The organism is Streptosporangium sp. OZ121 (assembly GCF_051918885.1).
Classification (GTDB): domain Bacteria; phylum Actinomycetota; class Actinomycetes; order Streptosporangiales; family Streptosporangiaceae; genus Streptosporangium.
The window spans coordinates 539,978-558,637 of the sequence record NZ_JBPXMC010000002.1; the positions used below are offsets into that span (position 1 = coordinate 539,978).

Consider the following 18,660-nt stretch of genomic DNA (forward strand, 5'->3'; position numbering starts at 1 on the left):
CATCCACGACGTTGCCCGTACGAGGGCCCCCGCCCCCTGGACCGTACGGGAAAGCCTCAGGGGCCGAGGCCCGCCAGGAGGTGGTCGACGATCCGTTCGGCCAGGTCGGAGGACGCGGCGTAGTCGTCGACGCCCTCGGTGCGGATGTACCACATGACGGTGCCGACCAGGTTCGCCATCGCGAGGGGGACGTCGAGGCCGGACCGCAGCTCGCCGGTGGCGACGCCGCGCCGCAGCAGGGCGGTGATCGCCGCCCTGCGCGGCTCGATGGTCGCCTGGCGGATGCGCTCCACCAGGCGGGGGTGCCGCTCGGCCTCGTTCATCGCGATGTTCATCACGCAGCGGTTGCGCGCGTCGCACGCGTCGCGCAGGAACACCCGCGCGTAGACGACGAGATCCTCGCGGACCGAGACGCCCGCGACCGGGGGCAGCGGCGTCTTGAGCGTGGACAGCGCGTCGACGAGCAGATCTTCCTTGTTCGACCAGCGCCGGTAGATCGTGGTCTTGCCGACCCCCGCGCGAGCCGCGATCGCCTCGATCGACAGCTCGGAGAGACCTGCGCTCTCCGCGACCAGGTCGAGGGTCGCGTCGATGATGGCCTTCTCCGCCCTGGCGCTGCGGGGACGGCCCGCGGGACGGGGCGTCTGGGCCCCGGCCGCCTGAATCTCGTCGGTGGTCGTCATAGCGCTCCTACACTACCGCCGGTTCCTTACCTGGGCTGATCTCCTCGGGGACGGGAACGGCCCCGGAGGACTTGCCGGGCAGCCACCTGAACACCACCAGGGCTCCGAGCAGCGCGATGACCGCGGAGACGAGGGCGGTGATGTGCATGCCCTCGACGAAGGCGAGTTTGGCCGGTTCGACCAGCGTCGCGCCCCGGGCGCCGAGGCCCTGGGCCACGCCCAGCGTGCCGGTCAGCGACTCGCCCGCCAGGTGCCTGAGTTGGTCGGGCAGGCCTGTCAGGGCCGGGGCGATCTGGTCGCGGTAGGTGGCCGAGAGCAGCGAGCCGAGAAGCGCGACGCCGAGCGCTCCGGCCACCTGGCGGACCGTGTTGCTCATGGCCGAGCCGACGCCGGCCTTCTCCCTGGGAAGCGCCTCCATGATCGCGGTGGTCGCCGGGGGCATGATGTTGGCCATCGCCGCGCCCTGGACGAAGAAGACGATCTCCAACAGGACGACCGGGGTGTTCTGGTCCATCAGCGCGTAGGAGGCCAGCGCGGCGGCCACGACGACCATGCTGACGGTGGCGCTCAGCTTGCCCCCGAAGCGCGCGGCCATCTGCTGGCTCAGCGGCGCGAAGATCAGCTGTGCGGCGGCGAAGGGGATCATCAGGGCGCCGGCCTGCAGCGCGCTGAATCCCAGCACGATCTGCAGGTAGAAGACCAGGAAGAACATCGCGCCCATCATCGCGAAGAACACGATGCCGATCATGCCGACCGCGGTGGCGAAGCGCGGGTCGCGGAAGTAGCTGACGTCGAAGGCCGGGTGGTCGATACGGCGCTCGTACCAGACGAAGGCGGCGAGCACGACGACGCCGAGGACGGTCGGTACGAGCACCTCGGCGCTGGCGATCGTGGCCAGCTCCCCGCCCCGGATGATGCCGTAGGTGACGGCGACGAGGCCGATGATGGAGAGGACCACGCCGACCGGGTCGAGCCTGGAGGGCTTGGGGTCACGCGACTCGGGCACGACCAGGCTGATGAGCACCATGCTGACCAGCACGATCGGCAGGTTGACCAGGAAGACCGAGCCCCACCAGAAGTGCTCGATGAGCAGGCCGCCGGTGATCGGGCCGATCGCCACGGCCAGGCCCACCCCACCGGCCCAGACGCCGATCGCCTTGCCGCGCTCCTGCGGGGGGAAGACGTTGGAGATGATCGCCAGCGTGGCCGGCATGATCGCGGCACCGCCGATGCCCATGAACGCGCGGGCGACGATCAGCTGCATGGGGTCCTGGGCGTAGGCGCTGGCCAGCGAGGCCAGGCCGAAGAGCACCATGCCGACCATGAGCATGCGCTTGCGCCCGGTGCGGTCACCGATCACCCCGAAGGTGAACAGCAGGCCCGCGAACACGAGCGTGTAGGAGTTGATCGCCCATTCCAGCTGGCTCTGGGTGGCGCCCAGACCCTCCACGGGGTCGGCGATCGTCTTGAGTGCGACGTTGAGGATGGTGTTGTCGAGCACGACTGCCAGGAGGCTGAAGACCAGCACTCCCAGGATCTGCCACCGCCGCGGGTGACCGAGCTGTTGTTCCACGAAGGCCCCGTATTCGATACGCTTGAGTTTCGAAACACAACCGTAGCGCTGATCATTACGATACGCAACCGTATCGTTTCGAATTTATCGTGAAATATCCTGATCTCAGCGTGCGTCCCTGCGAGGTGACGCACCGAGACGGGTGGCGGCCGGGAGCGGTGCCGCCGGGATCGACGACAGCCCGGATCAGGTACGGCCGGAGCGGTGCCGCCCCCGTGCCGGCGACAGCCCGGAATCGGGTACGGCCGAGGTCAGGCGGCCGCCGGGACAGGTTCGTCGACCGCGGCCGCGGTGCGCCGCCAGAACGGCAGGGCGACCAGCACCATCACCACACCGACCAGCCCGGCGGCGGCGAAGGCCCAGCCGGGGCCGGGACCGTCGATGATCACGCCCGCGATGGGCGCCGCGGAGCCGGCGCCGATCAGCAACGCCGTGCCGTGCAGGCCCATCGCCTCGCCACGGGCCCCGGCGGGCACCCAGCGGGTCACGGTCTCGATCGTGGAGGACAGCGCGGGGGCGCACAGCACCCCGGCCGGCAGCAGGGCCAGGACCAGCCAGTGCCAGTCACCGCCGACCAGCCCGACGGGGACGGTGAGCACGCCCATGGCGCCGATCAGGATCAGCGGCGACACCCCTCGGGGCAGCATGCCGTACACGAAACCGCCCATCAGCGAGTAGGCGCACCACAGTCCGATCGCCAGCCCGATCCAGGCGGTGTCGCCGCCCTGCTTCATCGTCGCCACCAGGGACAGCTCGGTGGCGGCCAGCACGAAGGTCGCCGCGACGACCGTGCCGAGCAGCCCGAGCATGCCCGGGGTGAGCCACTGGCGCCGCGAGACCTTCCCCGCCACCTCCTGGAGCTCCTCCTCCGAGCGGACGGGCGGGTTCAGCGCGATCAGCGCCACCCCCGAGGCGACCAGGCCGGCCGCGACGATGCCCATGGTGGGCACGCTGCCGAGGAGGGTCACCCCCGCGACCGCCAGGGCGGGACCGGCCATGTAGGAGAGTTCCACGATCATCGAGTCGAGGGAGAAGCCCATCCTGCGCTGGTCGACCGGGACCAGCGCCGTGAGGCACTGCCTGATCACGCTGAACACCGGAAGGCTGAGCAGGCCCGCGGGCACCGAGGCCGCGAGCAGCAGGGGGAACGGCATCGCCCACGCGGTGGACCAGAAGGCGAGCTGGGCGAGCGTGGTCACCACCAGCACCGGACGCAGGCCGTGGCTGTCGACGAACCTTCCGGCCAGCGGCGAGCCGACCGCCATCCCCACCGTGCTCGCCATGGTCACCAGACCGGCCGCGGCGAAGCCGAGCCCTAACCCGCTGGAGTCGACGACATGCATGGTCAGCGTGATGGCGACCGCGGTCGAGGGGATGCGGGCGACCAGTCCCACCAGCAGCAACGACCGCACGCCCGGGATCGCCAGCAGGCGGCGGTAAGGTTCGAAAGCCATTGTGATTACTTACCTCCGCGAGCATTGTGCCGTACGCCCCTGACACTTCCGCCACTGGATTACCGCGCCGAGGTGCCGCGCACCGCCCGCCGGACACCCCTGACGCACCGCCCGCCCCGCCCTGAACGCGCGCCCCCGCCGGCGCCCGCCCGTGCGGCACCGGCATGTTCGCCACGGAATATCGTCCGAACGCGCGCGTCCTCACACTCCGTTACGGCACCAAAAGGACGAACGTGTCACATACCACCCACACCTGCCCATTGGATTACCACGTCGATCGGGTCTGTTGAACCTGTCGTACGCGTGCAATCATCGAAAACGTCCGGGGACGCCACAGGGGCGCCTCGAGACTTCACTGGAGGTCCCATGTCCTCTTCCGTCACCAACCGGCCGACCTCTCTGTACGGCGGCCAGGCTGGACGAAGGATCACCGTGCGCGACGTCGCCGCCGCCAAGGAGCGCGGCGAACGGTGGCCGATGGTCACCGCGTACGACGCGATGACCGCCAGGGTCTTCGACGAGGCCGGCATCCCCGTGCTGCTCGTCGGCGATTCGGCCGCCATGGTCGTGTACGGGTACGACTCGACACTGCCCGTGTCGGTGGACGATCTCATGCCCCTGACGGCGGCCGTGGTCCGCGGTTCCTCCCGCGCGATGGTCGTGGCCGACCTGCCGTTCGGTTCCTACCAGTCATCTCCCCAGCAGGCCCTGGAGACGGCCGCCCGATTCATGAAGGAGGCCGGGGCCCACGCGGTCAAGCTCGAGGGCGGGCGGCGGGTGCTTCCCCAGGTCGAGGCCCTGGTCTCGGCCGGCATCCCGGTGATGGCCCACCTGGGCCTGACCCCCCAGTCGGTCAACGCGCTCGGCGGCTACCGCGTGCAGGGCCGCGGCCAGTCGGGCGACGAGCTGATGGCCGACGCCAAGGACCTGGAGTACGCCGGGGCGTTCTCGGTGGTCCTGGAGTGCGTGCCCACCGACCTGGCCGAGCGGGTCACCGCGTCCCTGTCGATCCCCACGATCGGCATCGGTGCCGGGCCCGGCACCGACGCGCAGGTCCTCGTCTGGCAGGACCTGATGGGCCTGACCGCCAGCCCCGCCAAGTTCGTCAAGAAGTACTTCGACCTGGCCCACGAGATGGACAGGGCCGTGCGCAGCTTCGCCGACGAGGTGTCGACCGGCGCCTTCCCCACCGCCGAGCACAGCTACCGCTGACCGGCCGGGACCGCGCCGCCCCCGGGCGCCGCGGAACCGGTGACCCCCGCTGAGCCGCCCCGGCGCCCCAGGAGAACCTGGCGGCGCCGGGGCGTCCTTCGTCGTACGGAAAACGTACGAGAGGTCAGACGAGCGTGGCGGGGTCGGTGTTGGCTCCGCACACGACGACGACCACCCGCTCGCCGGGGGCCGGGGTGTGGACGCCGGACAGCAGGGCCGCGTACGCCGCGGCGCCCGCGTGCTCGGCGGCGATCCTGTGCTCCCGCCACAGCTCGCGCCGCGCCTCGACGATGGCCTCGTCGGAGACCAGGAGGCTCCGCACCCCCGCCGCGCTCGTGATCTCGTAGGCGATCTCGCCCGCCCGGCTGGCGCCCAGGGCGTCGGCCCCCACCCCCGAGACCTCGACGCCGACCGGCCCGCCGGCCTCCATGGCCCGGTGCAGGGTCGGGATGAGCTCGGGCTCGACGGCGACCACGCGGGCCCGGCCGCCGAGGGCGACGGTGATCCCGGCGACGAGCCCGCCGCCGCCGACCGCGACGACGACCGTGTCGACGCCCCCGGTCTGCTCCAGGAGCTCCAGTCCGACCGTGCCCTGCCCGGCGACCACCTCCGCCTGGTCGTAGGCGTGGATGTCCAGGGCGCCGGTCTCGGCCGCGCGCTTGACCGAGGCCTCGTACGCCTCGGCGTAGACGGCGCCGATCTGGGTCACCCGCGCGCCCAGCGCGCGCAGTCCGGCGACCTTCACCGGGCTGGACACCGTCGGCACGAAGATCTCCGCCCGGACGCCGAGGCTGCGCGCCACGTACGCCACCGCCAGGCCGTGGTTGCCCCCGCTCGCCGCGATCAGCCCGGCCTCGGGGATCCTCTCCGAGGCCAGGGCGCGGTTGAAGCCTCCGCGCGCCTTGAACGACCCCGAGTGCTGCAGCCCCTCCAGTTTCAGGAACACCCCCGGCGACACCTCGACCACCGGTGTACGCAGGACATGCCCGGCGATGCGCTCGGCGGCCCGCTCCACGTCCCCGATCGACACGCTCACGCGCGCCCCCTCCCTGCAAAGCGATCCGGAAGCGGCCGCCCGGCCCTGCGGGCGGCCCCGCGCCGCAGTGTAGAGGGCCGCAGTGCACAGACGGCGCGGGCCGCGCTCCCGGCGGCGTCAGAAGTCGTCAGGAGAGCGCCTGCTCGAAGTCGGCCCACAGGTCCTCGACGTGCTCGATGCCGACCGCCACCCGCACGGTGCCCTCGCCGATCCCGTGCCGGGCGAGCTCCTCGGCCGTCAGCGTGCGATGGGAGGTGGTCGCGGGGTGCAGGATGAGCGTCTCGACGCCGCCGAGGGACGGGGCCAGCAGGGCCAGCTTCACCGAGCTCATGAACCGCTCCCCCGCCTCCCGCCCGCCCGCCAGGTCGAAGGAGAAGACCCCCCCGAAGTCGGGCAGGAGTTTGGCCGCCAGCTCGTACGAGGGGTGCGAGGGCAGTCCCGGCCAGTGCACGGCGGAGACGGCGGGGTGGGCGTTCAGGCGGGTGGCCAGCTCGCGGGTGTTGGAGCAGTGGCGCTCCATCCGCAGCGGCAGCGTCTGGATGCCGCGCAGGGTGAGCCAGGCGGCGAACGGGTCCGCGGTGGCGCCCAGCTTGGTGGTGAAGGACCACACCTTGCGGTACAGCTCGTCGGAGGCGAAGACGGCGATCCCGCCGAGCACGTCGGTGTGCCCGCTCAGGTACTTGGTGGTGGAGTGCACCACGATGTCGGCGCCGTGCTCGATCGGCCTGCACAGGATCGGGGAGGCGAAGGTGTTGTCGACCACCGAGACCAGTCCGGCCTCGCGGGCCGCGGCGCACATGCCCGGCAGATCGGCGACCTGGGTCACCGGATTGGCGATGGTCTCCAGGTAGACCAGCCTGGTATCCGGCCGCACGGCCTCGCGCAGCGCCGCCGGGTCGTCCTCGGGGACGTAGGAGACCTCGATCCGGAACCGCGCCACCAGGTCGTTGATCATCGCGGCGGTGCCGCCGTAGAGCGGCTTCTGCGCGATCAGGTGGTCGCCGGGCTCCAGCAGCCCGAGCAGTACGGAGTTGACGGCCCCCATCCCGGAGCCGGTGGCCACGGCGCCGACGCCGCCCTCCAGCCCGGCGACGGCCTCCTCCAGGGAGCGGACCGTCGGGTTCGACAGCCGCCCGTAGACGAAGGCTCCGTCCGGACGGCCCATCCCGTCGGCGAAAACGGCCGGGTCGTCGAAGACGAACCCGGAGGTCTGGTAGAGCGGCACCGTGATGGGACGGCTGCCGTTCAGGGGCGGCTGGGGCAGGTGGACGGTGCGGGTCTCCGGACGAAAATCAGTCATGCGTCAAGAATGTCCGGTTCACTAGCTATTTGTCAGATCCAATCAGGCAAGATTGGCCCGCTTTGGGGATCGGATCCGGCCAATTGGCCACCGGCCGAGCCCGAATGCCTCACCACCCCCGCACCCACACGACCGCCCACCAAACCGTCCCCGGCTTCCCTCCACGGGCCGCAGAAGCACCCCGGGGCCACTCCACGGGGCACCGGACCGCGCGGCCGCCCGGCGAGACGACGACCACGGACAAAGGCCCGCTCGTCGCGGGCCGGAACGCCGCCCCGCTAGATGTCGGTGACGCGCAGGCCCGCGTGAGCCTTGTAGCGGCGGTTGATCGAGATGAGGTTGGCGGTCAGCGCCTCGACCTGGTGGGCGTTGCGCAGGCGGCCGGCGTACACGCCGCGCACGCCGGGGATCCGGCCCGCCAGCGCCTGGACGGTGTCGGTGGCCTCGCGGTCGTCACCCGCCACGAGCACGTCCAGGGTGATCTCCTCGACCTCGGGATCCAGCAGCAGGACGGCCGAGACGTGGTGGAAGGCGGCGACCACGCGGCTGTCGGGCAGGACGGCGGCCGCCTGCTGGGCGGCGCTGCCCTCCTCGACCGCGAGCGCGTAGGCGCCCTGCTTGTCGAACCCGAGCGGGTTGACGCAGTCGACGACGATCTTCCCGGCCAGCTCGGAGCGGAGGGACTCCAGCGTTGAGCGGTGCCCGTCCCAGGGAATGGCCACGATCACCACGTCGGCCTCGGCCGCCACGGTCGGGTTGTCCGCGCCGCGCACCGATCCGCCGATGCTCTCCGCCGCGGCCTGAGCCCGTTCCGCGCTCCGCGAGCCGATCAGCACGGTGTGCCCGGCGAGGGCGAACCGCCGGGCCAGGCCCTTGCCCTGGTCGCCGGTCCCGCCCAGGATCCCGATCGAGATCTTGCTCACGTCCGGAATGTCACTGCTCACTCGCCGCTCCTCATCGTCCCCGGTCGCTCAGGGCCGGACTCCGTCGACCATATCGCCTGTTCCGATCATCTCAGGGTCGCGTTTCCAGGATCGGCGCGGGGTGTCTGGGGCACGATGGTGCGATGGACGCTGGGTCGGTGACGCTGCTGCGTGAAATCCTGGCCTCGACCGGCTGGGTCGAGCGGACCCGCGAGCTGGGCCTCGCCCTGCGCGCGACGCGCTCCCCCGGCGGGCTGCTGGTGGTCGGCACGCCTCAGGAGGAACCCTGGCACCTGACCGCGCACCTGAGCGACGAGGCCAGGTTCTCCGGGATGCCCCAGCTCACCCCGACGCTGGTCCGCTGGGCGCCCGCCCCAGGAGCGCCCGAGCACCTGCGGGTCGGGCTGGAGCGGATCGAGCGGGCCGGGCGGGGCGAGACGCTGTTCGTGGTGGCCGAGGAACGCGCCCCCGAGGCGCTGCTGGAACGGGTGAGCGACGCCCGCAGGACCGGTACGACGATCCTGGCCCTGGACGGTGGCGACCCTGATCTGACGGGCCTGGCCCACGACGCGCTGACGATCCCCGAGCGGGCGCCGTTCTCCTTCGACGGAGCCCAGCACCTGGTGAGCATGGCCGCGGGCGAGGTCGCCCGTCGTCCCGGCCCGCGAGACCGCCTGGCCAGACTGCTGGAGCGGATCAGCGGCCCGCGGGTCACCGACTAGGCCCTCGGAGCGCCGACCGGCCCGCCGTCCAGGCCCGCGGCCACCGGCACCACCCGCCCGCCCCAGGCCACCGGCGCCCCTCGCCGTCCGGGCATCGGGTCACCGCCCTGGCCGGGCAGCACGGCCGGACACGACGGGGACAGGGCCGGGACACGGCCAGACGGCTAGGAGGCGTTCCAGCGCGCTCCGAGCCGTCCCGACAGCTCCTCGGCCGCGTCCCTGAGCGCCGCGATGACCACGGCCTGCACCGGGTCGGGCTCACCCGAGCGGGTACGGCCGAGGCGGGTCACCGCGTCCAGCTTCCTGGCGCCCACGTTGGTGATGCCCGTGACGACGACCTCGCCGTCCGGGACGTCGAGCAGGGCCAGCGACGGCACGATCGCCACCCCGTGCCCCGCCGCGACCAGGGCGAGCGTGGGCGGGAACTCCTGGATCATGTGCACCCGGTGCGGGGTGAATCCGTGCAGGGCGGCGAACCGCTCCAGGGCGTGGCCGCAGGCCTGGTCGGGCGGCCCGGCGATCCACGGCACCCCCGCCAGGTCCGCGACCTGGCGCGGGACCTCCGCCCAGCCCGGCGGGGCCACGATCCGGTACTCGTCCACGTAGAGGGGGTGGGAGACGATGGACTGCCGCGCCGCGACGGTCTTGCCGGCCTTGTCGGCGTCCTCCTCGGTGAGGGCGAGGTCGACCCCGCCGAGGCGGAGCTCCTGCAGCGCGGGCGGCCCGTACAGTTCCCGGATGTGCGGCGTGATCTGGGGGTGGCGCTCGGCCAGCCTGCCCAGCGCGGGCACCAGCAGGTGCCGGATGACCGTGGGGAACGCGGCGATCGCCACCGGCCCGGCCAGCCGCTCGGTGAAGCGGATCAGTTCCCGCCTGGCCTCGCCCAGCTCCTCCTCGACGCGCTCGGCGTATCCGGCGAGGACCCTGCCGGCGGGAGTGAGGGCGACCCGGCGCTGCGACCTGTCGATGAGGGAGAGCCCGACCTCCCGCTCCAGGAGCGCGAGCTGCTGCGAGACCGCCGAGGCCGTCAGGTGGAGCGCCTCCGCCGCGCGCATGACGCCGCCGCGACGGGCGACCTCGTGGAGCACCCGCAGCCGCCGGGGATCGATATCCATGCAGCTCAGCTTACGTTGATATTAAGAAAACTTTATTTGCCCTTTAGTGGGCGAGGCGGAAATCATGAGGTCATGAGCTTCTCACGGAAGGAGGTGAGCGCCCCGTGACCCGGCTGGTCGAGCTGAGCCACCCCATCACCGAGGGGATGATCACCTACCCCGGCGTCCCCGGCCCCCGCCTGGGCGTGCACCTGAGCCGGGAGGCCTCGCGGGAGGTCTACGCCCCGGGCACGGAGTTCCACATCGGCAGCGTCGAGCTGGTCGCCAACACCGGCACCTACCTCGACACCCCCTACCACCGCTACCCGCAGGGGCCCGACCTGTCGGGGATGCCGCTGGAGTCGCTCGCCGACCTCCCCGGCCTGGTCGTACGGGCCGAGGGGGCGCCCTCCGTGGGGCTCGACCGGTTCGCGGGGCTGGACGTGCGCGGCAGGGCCGTACTCCTGCACACCGGCTGGGACCGGCACTTCGGCACCGAGACGTACTTCCACGGCCACCCCTACCTCGAACCGGAGGCGGCCCGCTGGCTCGCGGAGCGGGGGCCCGCGCTCGTCGGCATCGACAGCCTCAACATCGACGACACCCCGCCCTGCGGCGAACGTCCCGCGCACACGCTGCTGCTCGGAGCGGGCATCCCGATCGTGGAGCACATGACGGGGCTGGCCGCGCTGCCCGGCAGCGGGTTCCGCCTCCACGCCGCGCCGCCGCTGCTGGCCGGGCTGGGGACCTTCCCCGTCCGCGCGTACGCCGTCGTGGACGGCTAGCGACCAGCCGACGACCTCAGTCGTCCCCGTCCCAGGCGCGGTCGTTCTTCTTCCACTCCTCGTTCCTGTCGGCCGCCGTCTTCAGCGCTGCGGCCGCCGCGTCGCGGGTCGGGTACGGTCCCATCCGGTCCTTGTTCGGGCACCCGTCGTCGGGCTCGACGGCCATGTGCGTCAGGCAGAACCACCATTGATCACTCATGCGGCAATACTGCCCAGTGGGAAGCACAACTAGACTGGGGGACCATGACGACACTGCTCCAGCCCGGGCGGATCTCTCCCATCCGCAAGGTGCCCTCTCACATCCAGCGGCCGGAGTACGTCGGGAAGAAGTCCCCGAAGACCGGGGAGTCCGACGTCAAGACCCCCGAGATCATCGAACGGATGCGGGTCGCGGGCAGGCTGGCGGCCCAGGCGCTCGAAGAGGTCGGCAGGCACGTGGCACCCGGGGTCACCACCGACGAGCTCGACCGGATCGGCCACGAGTTCCTCTGCGACCGCGGCGCGTACCCCAGCACGCTCGGCTACCGCGGGTATCCCAAGTCTCTGTGCACCTCGATCAACGAGGTGATCTGTCACGGCATCCCGGACGACACCGTGCTGCGCGACGGCGACATCGTCAACATCGACATCACCGCCTTCATCGGCGGCGTGCACGGCGACACCGACGCCACCTTCCTGGTCGGCGACGTGGACGAGGAGTCGCGCCTGCTGGTCGAGCGCACCCGCGAGGCCACCGACCGGGCCATCAAGGCCATCGCCCCCGGCCGCCAGCTCAACGTGGCCGGCCGCGTGATCGAGGCCTACGCCAAGCGGTTCGGCTACGGGGTGGTCCGCGACTTCACCGGCCACGGCATCGGCACCACGTTCCACTCGGGTCTGATCGTGCCCCACTACGACGACCCGTCACTGGCGGTCACGCTGGAGCCGGGCATGACGTTCACGATCGAGCCCATGCTGACGCTCGGCACCATCGACTACGACATCTGGCCCGACGGCTGGACCGCCGTCACCAAGGACCGCATGCGGACCGCCCAGTTCGAGCACACCATCCTGGTGACCGAGACCGGTCACGAGATCCTGACACTCCCCTGAGGCGCCGGTCCGCCCCGCGGCCACACCACCTCTGAGCTGGGAGAACGGCGAGATCCCCCGGCCGCGCGAGCCCCCTCCCGCAGGTGGGTGCCCGATCCGGGCTAGTCCTGGCAGGGCACCACGCCGGTGACGGTGGTTCCCTCGCCGGGAACGCCGTTGACGCTGCACGAACCGCCGAGCTGTTCGAAGTGGGCGCGCATGGCGGCGACGCCCCGGCCCTTCGCCTCCCCGAAGAAGCCGATGCCGTTGTCACTCACCGTCATGCGCAGGCCGCCACGCCCGAAGGTGACGGCGACGGAGACGACACGGGCACCGCTGTGCCGCTCGACGTTGGACAGCGCCTCCCCGAGCGCGGCCAGCACGGCTCTGGCGACCCCGGGCGGAACGTCCTGGGCGGGCAGCGCCCAGATCTCGACGGCGACCCCGGTGCGCTCGGCCCATTCGGTGAGATGCTCTTCGAGCGCCTGGGCCAGGCTCCGGCTGCGGCCCTCACGTACGCGCACTTCCTCGGACACAGCTCAACCTTCCTGATGCACATAGCAGCCACCGGCCCCCCGACCGGATGTGTGACTGGGCGTGGCGCGCGGTGAAAAAGCGCTGCACCCGCTGCGGTGAGCACGAGCCCCCTGGAATACAGGCTACCGGGAGGTGTCCAGGAGAGAGCTCGAAGATAGAAGGGCGTAGCCGTCCGGCTACTCCGCGCCGTCGCGCCTGTTGAGTTTGGCCAGGTAATCATTGTAGGCGTCGAGCTGGGCGTCGCCGCTGCCGCCGTCGCGGGCCGCGGCGGCGTCGGCGCGACGGTCGGCGCGGCGGGCCCCGCGGTCGTCGTGGCGCCACCACTGGAAGGCCAGCGCGAGGAGCACGATGAGGGTCGGGATCTCACCGAACCCCCAGGCGATGGCGCCGCCGGTCTGCTGGTCCTCGATCGCGGACGCGCCCCAGGTACGGCCGAGCTGGTCGTACCAGTCGGAGGCCAGCACGGTGGTCATGCTCATCAGCGCGATGCCGAAGAACGCGTGGAACGGCATGGTCACGAACAGCAGGATGAGCCGGGCCACGTGCGGCAGCCGGTAGGGGGCGGGATCGACCCCGATGATCACCCAGAAGAACAGGCACCCGCTGAGCAGGAAGTGCACCGTCATCACGATGTGGCCGAGGTGCTCCTCCATCGCGGCGGCGAACAGCGGCGTGAAGTACAGCGCGTAGGTGGAGACGATGAAGATCGCGGTGGCGATCGCCGGGTGGGCGATGACGCGGACGAACCTGCTGTGCAGGATCGTCGTCAGCCACTCCCTGGGACCCCGGTCGCCCCTGCGGGCGGCGGGGCGCAGGGCGCGCAGCGCCAGGGTGACGGGCGCGCCGAGCACGAGGAAGATCGGCACCATCATCGACAGCGTCATGTGCTCGGCCATGTGCGCGCTGAACAGCACCTTGGCGTAGCGGGCGACCCCGCTCTGGGTGGCGATCAGCAGGATCAGCACACCGGTGAACCAGGCGGCCGTGCGGCCCTTGGACCAGGAGTCGCCGCGCCGGGCGAGCCGTACGACACCGGCGAGGTAGAGGCCGGCCAGCAGGGCGACGAGCGTGCCGGAGAACAGGTCGAACCACCACAGCGTGGCCAGGTTGGCCAGCGAGATCTCCGGCGGCATGGTGTAGCCGAGCACGTCGAAGGCCCTGTCGACGGGCAGGACCGCCGGGGGCGGCGCGGTGCGGGACAGCGCGACGGCCAGCCCGACGGCCGCGAACATGACGACGATCTCACCGGCGGCGAAGCGGAGGAACGTGCCGGATCCGCCCGCCGCGAGCAGCGGCAGGGTCCGCTTGCGGTGCCACCAGCCGACTGCGCCGAGCAGCGCGAACGCGACGGTCTTGGCCACCAGCAGCAGGCCGTAGGCGGAGGTGAACAGCTCGGAGACCGCGCTGAGCCTGGCCAGGACGCTGAAGAGGCCGGACAGCCCCACCCCGACGAAGCACCACAGCGCCAGCGCCGAGAAGCGGGCGACGGCGATCTCCAGATGCGGCTGGCGGCGTAGCGCGTGCGCGCAGAGCATGCCGAGGCCGCCCACCCAGAGCGCGAGGACGACCAGGTGGACGGCGACGCCGGTGGTCGCCAGGTCATGGTTGGGCGAGGAGGAGGAGTGGCCGGTCAGCGCGGGCGGGAGCATGGTCACCAGGGCGAGGACCAGCAGGCCGCCGGCCGCGCCGGCGGTGATCGCCCCACGGGCGAAGAGCGCGATCGCGATCGAGAACAGCACGACCAGGGTCAGCGAGATGCCCTGGGAGACCTGGCTGGCGAAGCTGGTGAGCTCGTCGCCGCCGAGCACGTCGGCCACCGGCATCCCGAGCGCCTCCGAGAGGCTGAACACCATCGTGGCGGCGGCGGCCCCGGCCCAGACGAGGGCGATCCAGGAGGCGGCCTTGACGTAGCCGAGAGCGGATTTGCCCAGCAGGCCCTTGTCGTTGGGGAGCAGGATCGCGGCGGCCAGGAGCGCGCCGACGGCGAGCACGCCCGCCGCGTCCATCGCCAGCTTCGCCAGCGGCAGTCCCCAGCGGGTGAACGCGCCCTGGTCGGGCAGGCCAGGGATGATGCGCGGGCTCGCGGCGCCTCCGGCGATCATGGCGATCACCAGGGCGGCGACGGCCGCCCCCGCGCCCACCAGTGCGAGCTTCACGACCCGGTCGTTCCGCGGCGCCTCGACCTGTGCCGCCTGCGCGGCCCGCGCGGTCTTGCTCATGGCTGCTTCCTGCCGCGCATGCTGAAGAACAGGCCGATGCCGATGCCGGTCAGGCCGCCGACGACGATCCACATCCAGCCGGGCACGCCTCCCGAGGAGCCGGCGTCCTCGGATTCTCCCGCCGCGGCCGGGCTGAGCGTGGCGGCCGGCGTGCTCGCGGCAGGGCCGCCGGCCGTGCTCTCGGCGCTCTCGGCGCTTCCGGCGGGCTCCGGGGTCTCCGATGACGGCGACGGGGAGGCGGAGCCGAGCAGGGTGAAGGGGATCTCCCCCTCGATCGGGTGGCCGTCGGAGGAGGTGACGCGGTAGGCGATGACGTACTCGCCGGGAGGGAGGTCTCCCTTGACCTTCTGGGTCACCACGGAGCCGTCGGCGACGGCCTTGCCGTCCTGGTGGGTCTCGTCCCCGGAGCGGACGATGACGTTCGGGAAGCGCACCGTGGCGCTGAACGTCAGCTTCACCTCCTCCAGGTTCTCGACCTTCGCGCCCTTGGCCGGGTCGCTGCTCTTGAGCCGGTCGTGGGCGAGGGCGGGCGAGGCGAAAGCCGTGCCGAGAACGAGGGCGGCGAGAAGCGCGAGGGCGACCGCGACAGGGGAAGTCTTCATGGCAACCACAAGGCTACCGACGCGACCACGCGGTCTCGACCTCCCTGTCCGATCCACGGCCTCGCGCGGGTCGCCCTCGCCGTCCCGATCTACAGCCCGACGCAGGCCATCGCCCGCTTGTAGGCGTCGACGCTCCGGTCCGGCTTGTCGATCCGCTCCAGGACCCGGGCCGCGGTGAGCCAGGCCTGGGCGGTGAAGCGGGTCTCCGGCGCCTGCTCCAGGCATTCGGCCCCGGCGGACAGCTCCCGCGAGGCCTCCGCCTGCAGGCCCAGCGCCGCGAGGCTCTCGCCGTGCAGCAGCCGGGCCTCTGCCTGCAAGGCCTTGGGCATGCCGTCGAGCAGGTCGCAGACGAAGCGCATGCGCTCCTCGGCCTGCTCGGGCCGGGCGAGCAGCAACTCCGCCCGGACGAGGTTCATCGCGCAGCGCATCTTGTTCATCGAGCTGGCGGAGCTCTCCACCAGCTCCTTCTCCACCTTCAGCAGCACGTCGCGCCAGGTCTTGGCCTCCATGGGCCGGGCGATCAGCATGACCTGGGCGTAGTCGTTGCGCAGCCGGGCCAGCCGCCACGGGTCGCCGTACTCGGACTGGATGGCCAGTGCGCGCTCGGCGTGCGTGACCGCCTCGTCGGCGTGACCGGTCTCGATGGCGGCGATCGCGGCTTCCCAGTGTGCCAGGGTGAGCGCCAGCGGGGTGCCGAGGAGCTCGGCGGCGGCGATCAGCTCGGCGGAGAACTGACGGGCCCTGAGCAGGTCGCCGCGGTCGATGTAGGCGGCGAGGAGCTGGATGCCCAACCTCATGAGGCCGTCGTTCCAGGCGGGCTGGACCGCGCCGGTGAGGATCTGCTCGGGGACCTGCATCGCCCGGGCCAGGTCTCCCGCCTCGCGGTAGCAGCGCGAGAGCGCGACGGCGACCGCGATGTGACGCTCGGGGTTCATGGCCGCCGTGTCGTTCTCGCGCAGCCCGTTGAGCAGGACGATCGCCTGGTCCAGGTCGCCGCAGGCCTCGGTCGCGAGGGCCAGGCCGTACTCGGCGTCCTGCCGCAGCTGGGGCAGGCCCGCCAGGCCACCGTCGGCGAGGAGCTCGGCATAGCGGGTGCGGGCCTCGACGACCTCGCCGTTGTCGAGGGCCATCTGCGCGTAGTTCAGCGCGAGCTCGATCTCCTGCATCTGCTCGGCCGTGACGCCGTTGATCAGATAGGTCAGGGAACAGTCGAGTTTTTCGGCGAGAAGCTCCAGCACCGCGGGTGTCGGAGTACGCTTGCCACTCTCGATGAGAGAGACGTAACTGTCCGACAGTTCGGGATGAGCGAGCTGCGCCTGGGAAAGACCACGTTGCCGACGGACGGTTTTGATGCGCTGCCCCACCAAGTCTTGACCAGTCACGTTACCCCTTGAAAGATATCATTTGAGCAGCAGAACCTACGACAGGAGTCTCCCCGTGCGCCGACGTCTTGCCTTGTCTGCCCTCGCCATGCTGTTTACGGCCGCTTTTGCCGTCACCGGCAATGTTACGACCGCGAGCGTTGATCCGTCTGCCCCCCCGAAGGACACCGGCAAGTATTCTTCGCAGACGATCAGCGCCCAGGGCAGCCTGGGCTGGGACCACGCGGGCTGAGCAAAGGCTCAGCCCGCCAGAAAGACAAGGAACGAAACAACCCCCCGCCCTGTGGAGAGCTTTCAGCCAGCGAGCAGCTCCATACGGCGGAACCGGTGCCCTCGCACCGGAGCGAGCGTGCAGGCATCCGTCATGCACGCTCCAGCGAGAACGGGACCCATTTGAAAATCGGGGCGCCCGCGCCCCGGAATTCGGTGCCACCGATCGCGGCCGAGCCGGGATCCGAACCCTTCCGCGAAGATCGTGTTTTTTCGCGGGGGATCCCGGCCGGCGGAACACCCGCGTATGGTCCGCATTGCATACGTACGGCTTCATCGCAGGTCACGGCTCACGGGCCACCCGGCCCGGGTCGAGGGTGCCGATGACGGCCCTCCGGCCCCTCTCGTCAGCGTCATACCGTTTCCATTCACCCCGTCGCCGACCGGTCCGCAGGCCGGTCGGCGCGGCGGGTCCCGTGTCACCGGCCACCCCGGGGCGCCTTCGCTTTTCGAACCGGTTATTACTCTGAAAATATATTGAAATAATCCATCATCAAGTCGATGTCCTAAAGCGGTCAGCCGGATTCCCAGAAGGCGGGCGGCCGGTTTGTCATGGGCACAAATAAAGCATTCGGCCGCGCGTGCCCGCGAAAAACCGGCGAATCGGCCTGTCCCCGAGGAGGGGAAACAGAATCCTCACTCCGGGGAAACCCGGGAACACGACCCGCCCGTACACCCGCGGCCGCCTCACCCTCTCCGAGCCCTTCCCGGGTTCCGCCTTCTCGCGCACCCGCCCGCGGGCGTCTCTAGATGATCTCTAGGATCACCTGCGACAGTAAGGCGGCGAGAACTCCGGAAAGATCCGGCGGGGACCGGTGACGGGGTCCGTTTCCCCGGGCCCGGCCCGGGAGGGCCTTTTCCTGGCGCCTCCCCCGCCCACCGGCCCGGACGACAGGATGGAGGGACCATCGATGGGCGACTCCCCCTCACACGCGTACGACGGTGACGACCGCTTCCCCGCGCGTGCGCTTCTCCACCCCTGTCCCCACGTGGAGCGCCTCCTCCCCGGTGTCGAACGTCTCGGAGACCCGTCGCGGCGCGGTCCGGCGGCGACGCCCGCCGGGAGGAACACCGGGAGGAACACGGACGCGTCCGGTCCGGCACGGTTCGCGAGCGGCGCATGACCCACGCCCTACCCGCCTCCCCCTCCGCGGGAGAGCGGTCCCAGGTCCGGCACGACGCCGAGACCCTCTGCTCGTCCGCGCGGCGGACGATCGTCATGTTCCTTCCTGAGCCGGCCAGGAACACCGCGTTCCTCCAGATTTTCGAGTCCGCCGTCATCCCGCCGGGGGTGCGGACGAGGATCGTGGTCGATTCGCCGTACGAGACGGCCACGCTCCCCGCGTCCGTGGAGCTGAGGGTCGACCCGCTGATCTCCGAGAGATTCCTGGTGATCGACGATCACATCGTCTTGACGGGCCACACGTCCCGGATGGCCGTGGTGCGCGCCCCCGTGCTGGTCTCGTTGCTGGGAGACCTGTTCGAGCACGTCTGGTCACGCGCCGAGCGGCGGCCCCGGGAGTGGAAGGCGCCGTTCTCGCTGACGGAGCAGGAGAAGACCGTTCTGAGAATGGCCGCGGAGGGCATGACGGACGAGGTGATCGGCCGCCAGCTCGGGCTCACCTCCCGCACCGTACGCCGTCACATGGCCAACGCGATGGAGCGGATGGGGGCGCAGAGCAGGCTCCAGGCGGGGGTCCGGATCGCCAAAGCGGGGATCGTCTAGGTGGTTCGCGGGAAATCCTGCGTCGCAAACCCGTCGGATAGTGTCTTCCTCACGACTTCGCTGCGCCATGC

The 18,660-nt window shown here is 71.1% G+C and carries 18 protein-coding genes; 6 read left to right on the forward strand and 12 right to left on the reverse strand.

What is annotated here, in order from left to right; all coding sequences use genetic code 11:
* Window positions 1-56: 56 nt before the first annotated feature.
* The 3 genes from ACTOQ1_RS07260 to ACTOQ1_RS07270 all read right to left on the reverse strand — a co-directional run bounded on the left by ACTOQ1_RS07260 (window position 57) and on the right by ACTOQ1_RS07270 (window position 3,710).
* Window positions 57-683, reverse strand: coding sequence for a TetR/AcrR family transcriptional regulator (locus tag ACTOQ1_RS07260; RefSeq protein ID WP_440065330.1), 627 nt, complete (start codon window positions 681-683; stop codon window positions 57-59).
* A gap of 7 nt (window positions 684-690) precedes the next feature.
* Window positions 691-2,256 (reverse strand): MFS transporter, encoded by a 1,566-nt coding sequence (locus ACTOQ1_RS07265; RefSeq protein ID WP_440065331.1) that lies wholly within the window; start codon window positions 2,254-2,256, stop codon window positions 691-693.
* Between the two features lie 251 nt (window positions 2,257-2,507).
* Window positions 2,508-3,710, reverse strand: a complete 1,203-nt coding sequence (locus ACTOQ1_RS07270; protein ID WP_440065332.1) for an MFS transporter — start codon at window positions 3,708-3,710, stop codon at window positions 2,508-2,510.
* A gap of 366 nt (window positions 3,711-4,076) precedes the next feature.
* Between ACTOQ1_RS07270 and panB the strand changes: the two genes are divergently transcribed.
* On the forward strand, window positions 4,077-4,922 hold the full coding sequence (panB, locus tag ACTOQ1_RS07275; RefSeq protein ID WP_350970736.1) for a 3-methyl-2-oxobutanoate hydroxymethyltransferase: 846 nt from the start codon (window positions 4,077-4,079) through the stop codon (window positions 4,920-4,922).
* A 124-nt stretch (window positions 4,923-5,046) separates the two neighbouring features.
* Here panB and ACTOQ1_RS07280 read toward each other — a convergent pair whose 3' ends face one another.
* From ACTOQ1_RS07280 to npdG, 3 genes are all read right to left on the reverse strand, one after another.
* On the reverse strand, window positions 5,047-5,958 hold the full coding sequence (locus ACTOQ1_RS07280; RefSeq protein ID WP_440065333.1) for a threonine/serine dehydratase: 912 nt from the start codon (window positions 5,956-5,958) through the stop codon (window positions 5,047-5,049).
* 127 nt (window positions 5,959-6,085) lie between these two features.
* Window positions 6,086-7,258 carry a trans-sulfuration enzyme family protein gene (locus ACTOQ1_RS07285; protein ID WP_440065334.1) on the reverse strand — a complete coding sequence of 391 codons (1,173 nt, stop codon included), beginning with the start codon at window positions 7,256-7,258 and terminating at the stop codon, window positions 6,086-6,088.
* A gap of 278 nt (window positions 7,259-7,536) precedes the next feature.
* Window positions 7,537-8,202 carry an NADPH-dependent F420 reductase gene (npdG, locus tag ACTOQ1_RS07290; RefSeq protein WP_440065335.1) on the reverse strand — a complete coding sequence of 222 codons (666 nt, stop codon included), beginning with the start codon at window positions 8,200-8,202 and terminating at the stop codon, window positions 7,537-7,539.
* A gap of 122 nt (window positions 8,203-8,324) precedes the next feature.
* Between npdG and ACTOQ1_RS07295 the strand changes: the two genes are divergently transcribed.
* The gene (locus ACTOQ1_RS07295; RefSeq protein WP_440065337.1) at window positions 8,325-8,903 is read left to right on the forward strand and encodes a hypothetical protein; all 579 of its coding nucleotides are present in this window, start codon (window positions 8,325-8,327) and stop codon (window positions 8,901-8,903) included.
* A gap of 164 nt (window positions 8,904-9,067) precedes the next feature.
* Here ACTOQ1_RS07295 and ACTOQ1_RS07300 read toward each other — a convergent pair whose 3' ends face one another.
* On the reverse strand, window positions 9,068-10,018 hold the full coding sequence (locus tag ACTOQ1_RS07300) for a LysR family transcriptional regulator (protein ID WP_440065338.1): 951 nt from the start codon (window positions 10,016-10,018) through the stop codon (window positions 9,068-9,070).
* 104 nt (window positions 10,019-10,122) lie between these two features.
* Between ACTOQ1_RS07300 and ACTOQ1_RS07305 the strand changes: the two genes are divergently transcribed.
* Window positions 10,123-10,782, forward strand: a complete 660-nt coding sequence (locus tag ACTOQ1_RS07305) for a cyclase family protein (protein ID WP_440065339.1) — start codon at window positions 10,123-10,125, stop codon at window positions 10,780-10,782.
* Window positions 10,783-10,798: 16 nt separating this feature from the next.
* Here the strand turns inward: ACTOQ1_RS07305 and ACTOQ1_RS07310 are convergent, their stop codons facing one another.
* Window positions 10,799-10,981 (reverse strand): hypothetical protein, encoded by a 183-nt coding sequence (locus tag ACTOQ1_RS07310; RefSeq protein ID WP_440065341.1) that lies wholly within the window; start codon window positions 10,979-10,981, stop codon window positions 10,799-10,801.
* 44 nt (window positions 10,982-11,025) lie between these two features.
* Here ACTOQ1_RS07310 and map point away from each other — a divergent pair, with 44 nt between their 5' ends.
* On the forward strand, window positions 11,026-11,874 hold the full coding sequence (map, locus tag ACTOQ1_RS07315; protein ID WP_440065343.1) for a type I methionyl aminopeptidase: 849 nt from the start codon (window positions 11,026-11,028) through the stop codon (window positions 11,872-11,874).
* Window positions 11,875-11,975: 101 nt separating this feature from the next.
* Here the strand turns inward: map and ACTOQ1_RS07320 are convergent, their stop codons facing one another.
* The 4 genes from ACTOQ1_RS07320 to ACTOQ1_RS07335 all read right to left on the reverse strand — a co-directional run bounded on the left by ACTOQ1_RS07320 (window position 11,976) and on the right by ACTOQ1_RS07335 (window position 16,593).
* Window positions 11,976-12,389, reverse strand: a complete 414-nt coding sequence (locus ACTOQ1_RS07320; protein WP_440065344.1) for a sensor histidine kinase — start codon at window positions 12,387-12,389, stop codon at window positions 11,976-11,978.
* 177 nt (window positions 12,390-12,566) lie between these two features.
* Window positions 12,567-14,609, reverse strand: a complete 2,043-nt coding sequence (locus tag ACTOQ1_RS07325) for a cytochrome c oxidase assembly protein (RefSeq protein ID WP_440065346.1) — start codon at window positions 14,607-14,609, stop codon at window positions 12,567-12,569.
* Window positions 14,606-15,211: a copper resistance protein CopC gene (locus ACTOQ1_RS07330; protein WP_440065348.1), complete on the reverse strand. Its 606-nt coding sequence runs from the start codon at window positions 15,209-15,211 to the stop codon at window positions 14,606-14,608. Before ACTOQ1_RS07330 ends, ACTOQ1_RS07325 begins: the two co-directional genes overlap by 4 nt.
* Before the next feature lie 89 nt (window positions 15,212-15,300).
* Window positions 15,301-16,593 (reverse strand): helix-turn-helix domain-containing protein, encoded by a 1,293-nt coding sequence (locus tag ACTOQ1_RS07335; RefSeq protein WP_440065350.1) that lies wholly within the window; start codon window positions 16,591-16,593, stop codon window positions 15,301-15,303.
* Window positions 16,594-16,648: 55 nt separating this feature from the next.
* Between ACTOQ1_RS07335 and ACTOQ1_RS07340 the strand changes: the two genes are divergently transcribed.
* Together ACTOQ1_RS07340 and ACTOQ1_RS07345 are read left to right on the forward strand one after the other, a co-directional pair.
* Window positions 16,649-16,825, forward strand: a complete 177-nt coding sequence (locus ACTOQ1_RS07340) for a hypothetical protein (protein ID WP_440065352.1) — start codon at window positions 16,649-16,651, stop codon at window positions 16,823-16,825.
* Between the two features lie 1,158 nt (window positions 16,826-17,983).
* The gene (locus tag ACTOQ1_RS07345) at window positions 17,984-18,589 is read left to right on the forward strand and encodes a LuxR C-terminal-related transcriptional regulator (RefSeq protein ID WP_440065353.1); all 606 of its coding nucleotides are present in this window, start codon (window positions 17,984-17,986) and stop codon (window positions 18,587-18,589) included.
* The last annotated feature ends 71 nt before the right edge of the window (window positions 18,590-18,660 follow it).

Coding starts and splice junctions, on each gene's coding strand:
- ACTOQ1_RS07260 (WP_440065330.1), bottom strand. CDS start 683: ATGACGACCACCGACGAGATTCAGGCGGCCGGGGCCCAGACGCCCCGT.
- ACTOQ1_RS07270 (WP_440065332.1), bottom strand. CDS start 3,710: ATGGCTTTCGAACCTTACCGCCGCCTGCTGGCGATCCCGGGCGTGCGG.
- panB (WP_350970736.1), top strand. CDS start 4,077: ATGTCCTCTTCCGTCACCAACCGGCCGACCTCTCTGTACGGCGGCCAG.
- ACTOQ1_RS07285 (WP_440065334.1), bottom strand. CDS start 7,258: ATGACTGATTTTCGTCCGGAGACCCGCACCGTCCACCTGCCCCAGCCG.
- ACTOQ1_RS07295 (WP_440065337.1), top strand. CDS start 8,325: ATGGACGCTGGGTCGGTGACGCTGCTGCGTGAAATCCTGGCCTCGACC.
- ACTOQ1_RS07300 (WP_440065338.1), bottom strand. CDS start 10,018: ATGGATATCGATCCCCGGCGGCTGCGGGTGCTCCACGAGGTCGCCCGT.
- ACTOQ1_RS07310 (WP_440065341.1), bottom strand. CDS start 10,981: ATGAGTGATCAATGGTGGTTCTGCCTGACGCACATGGCCGTCGAGCCC.
- map (WP_440065343.1), top strand. CDS start 11,026: ATGACGACACTGCTCCAGCCCGGGCGGATCTCTCCCATCCGCAAGGTG.
- ACTOQ1_RS07325 (WP_440065346.1), bottom strand. CDS start 14,609: ATGAGCAAGACCGCGCGGGCCGCGCAGGCGGCACAGGTCGAGGCGCCG.
- ACTOQ1_RS07330 (WP_440065348.1), bottom strand. CDS start 15,211: ATGAAGACTTCCCCTGTCGCGGTCGCCCTCGCGCTTCTCGCCGCCCTC.
- ACTOQ1_RS07345 (WP_440065353.1), top strand. CDS start 17,984: ATGACCCACGCCCTACCCGCCTCCCCCTCCGCGGGAGAGCGGTCCCAG.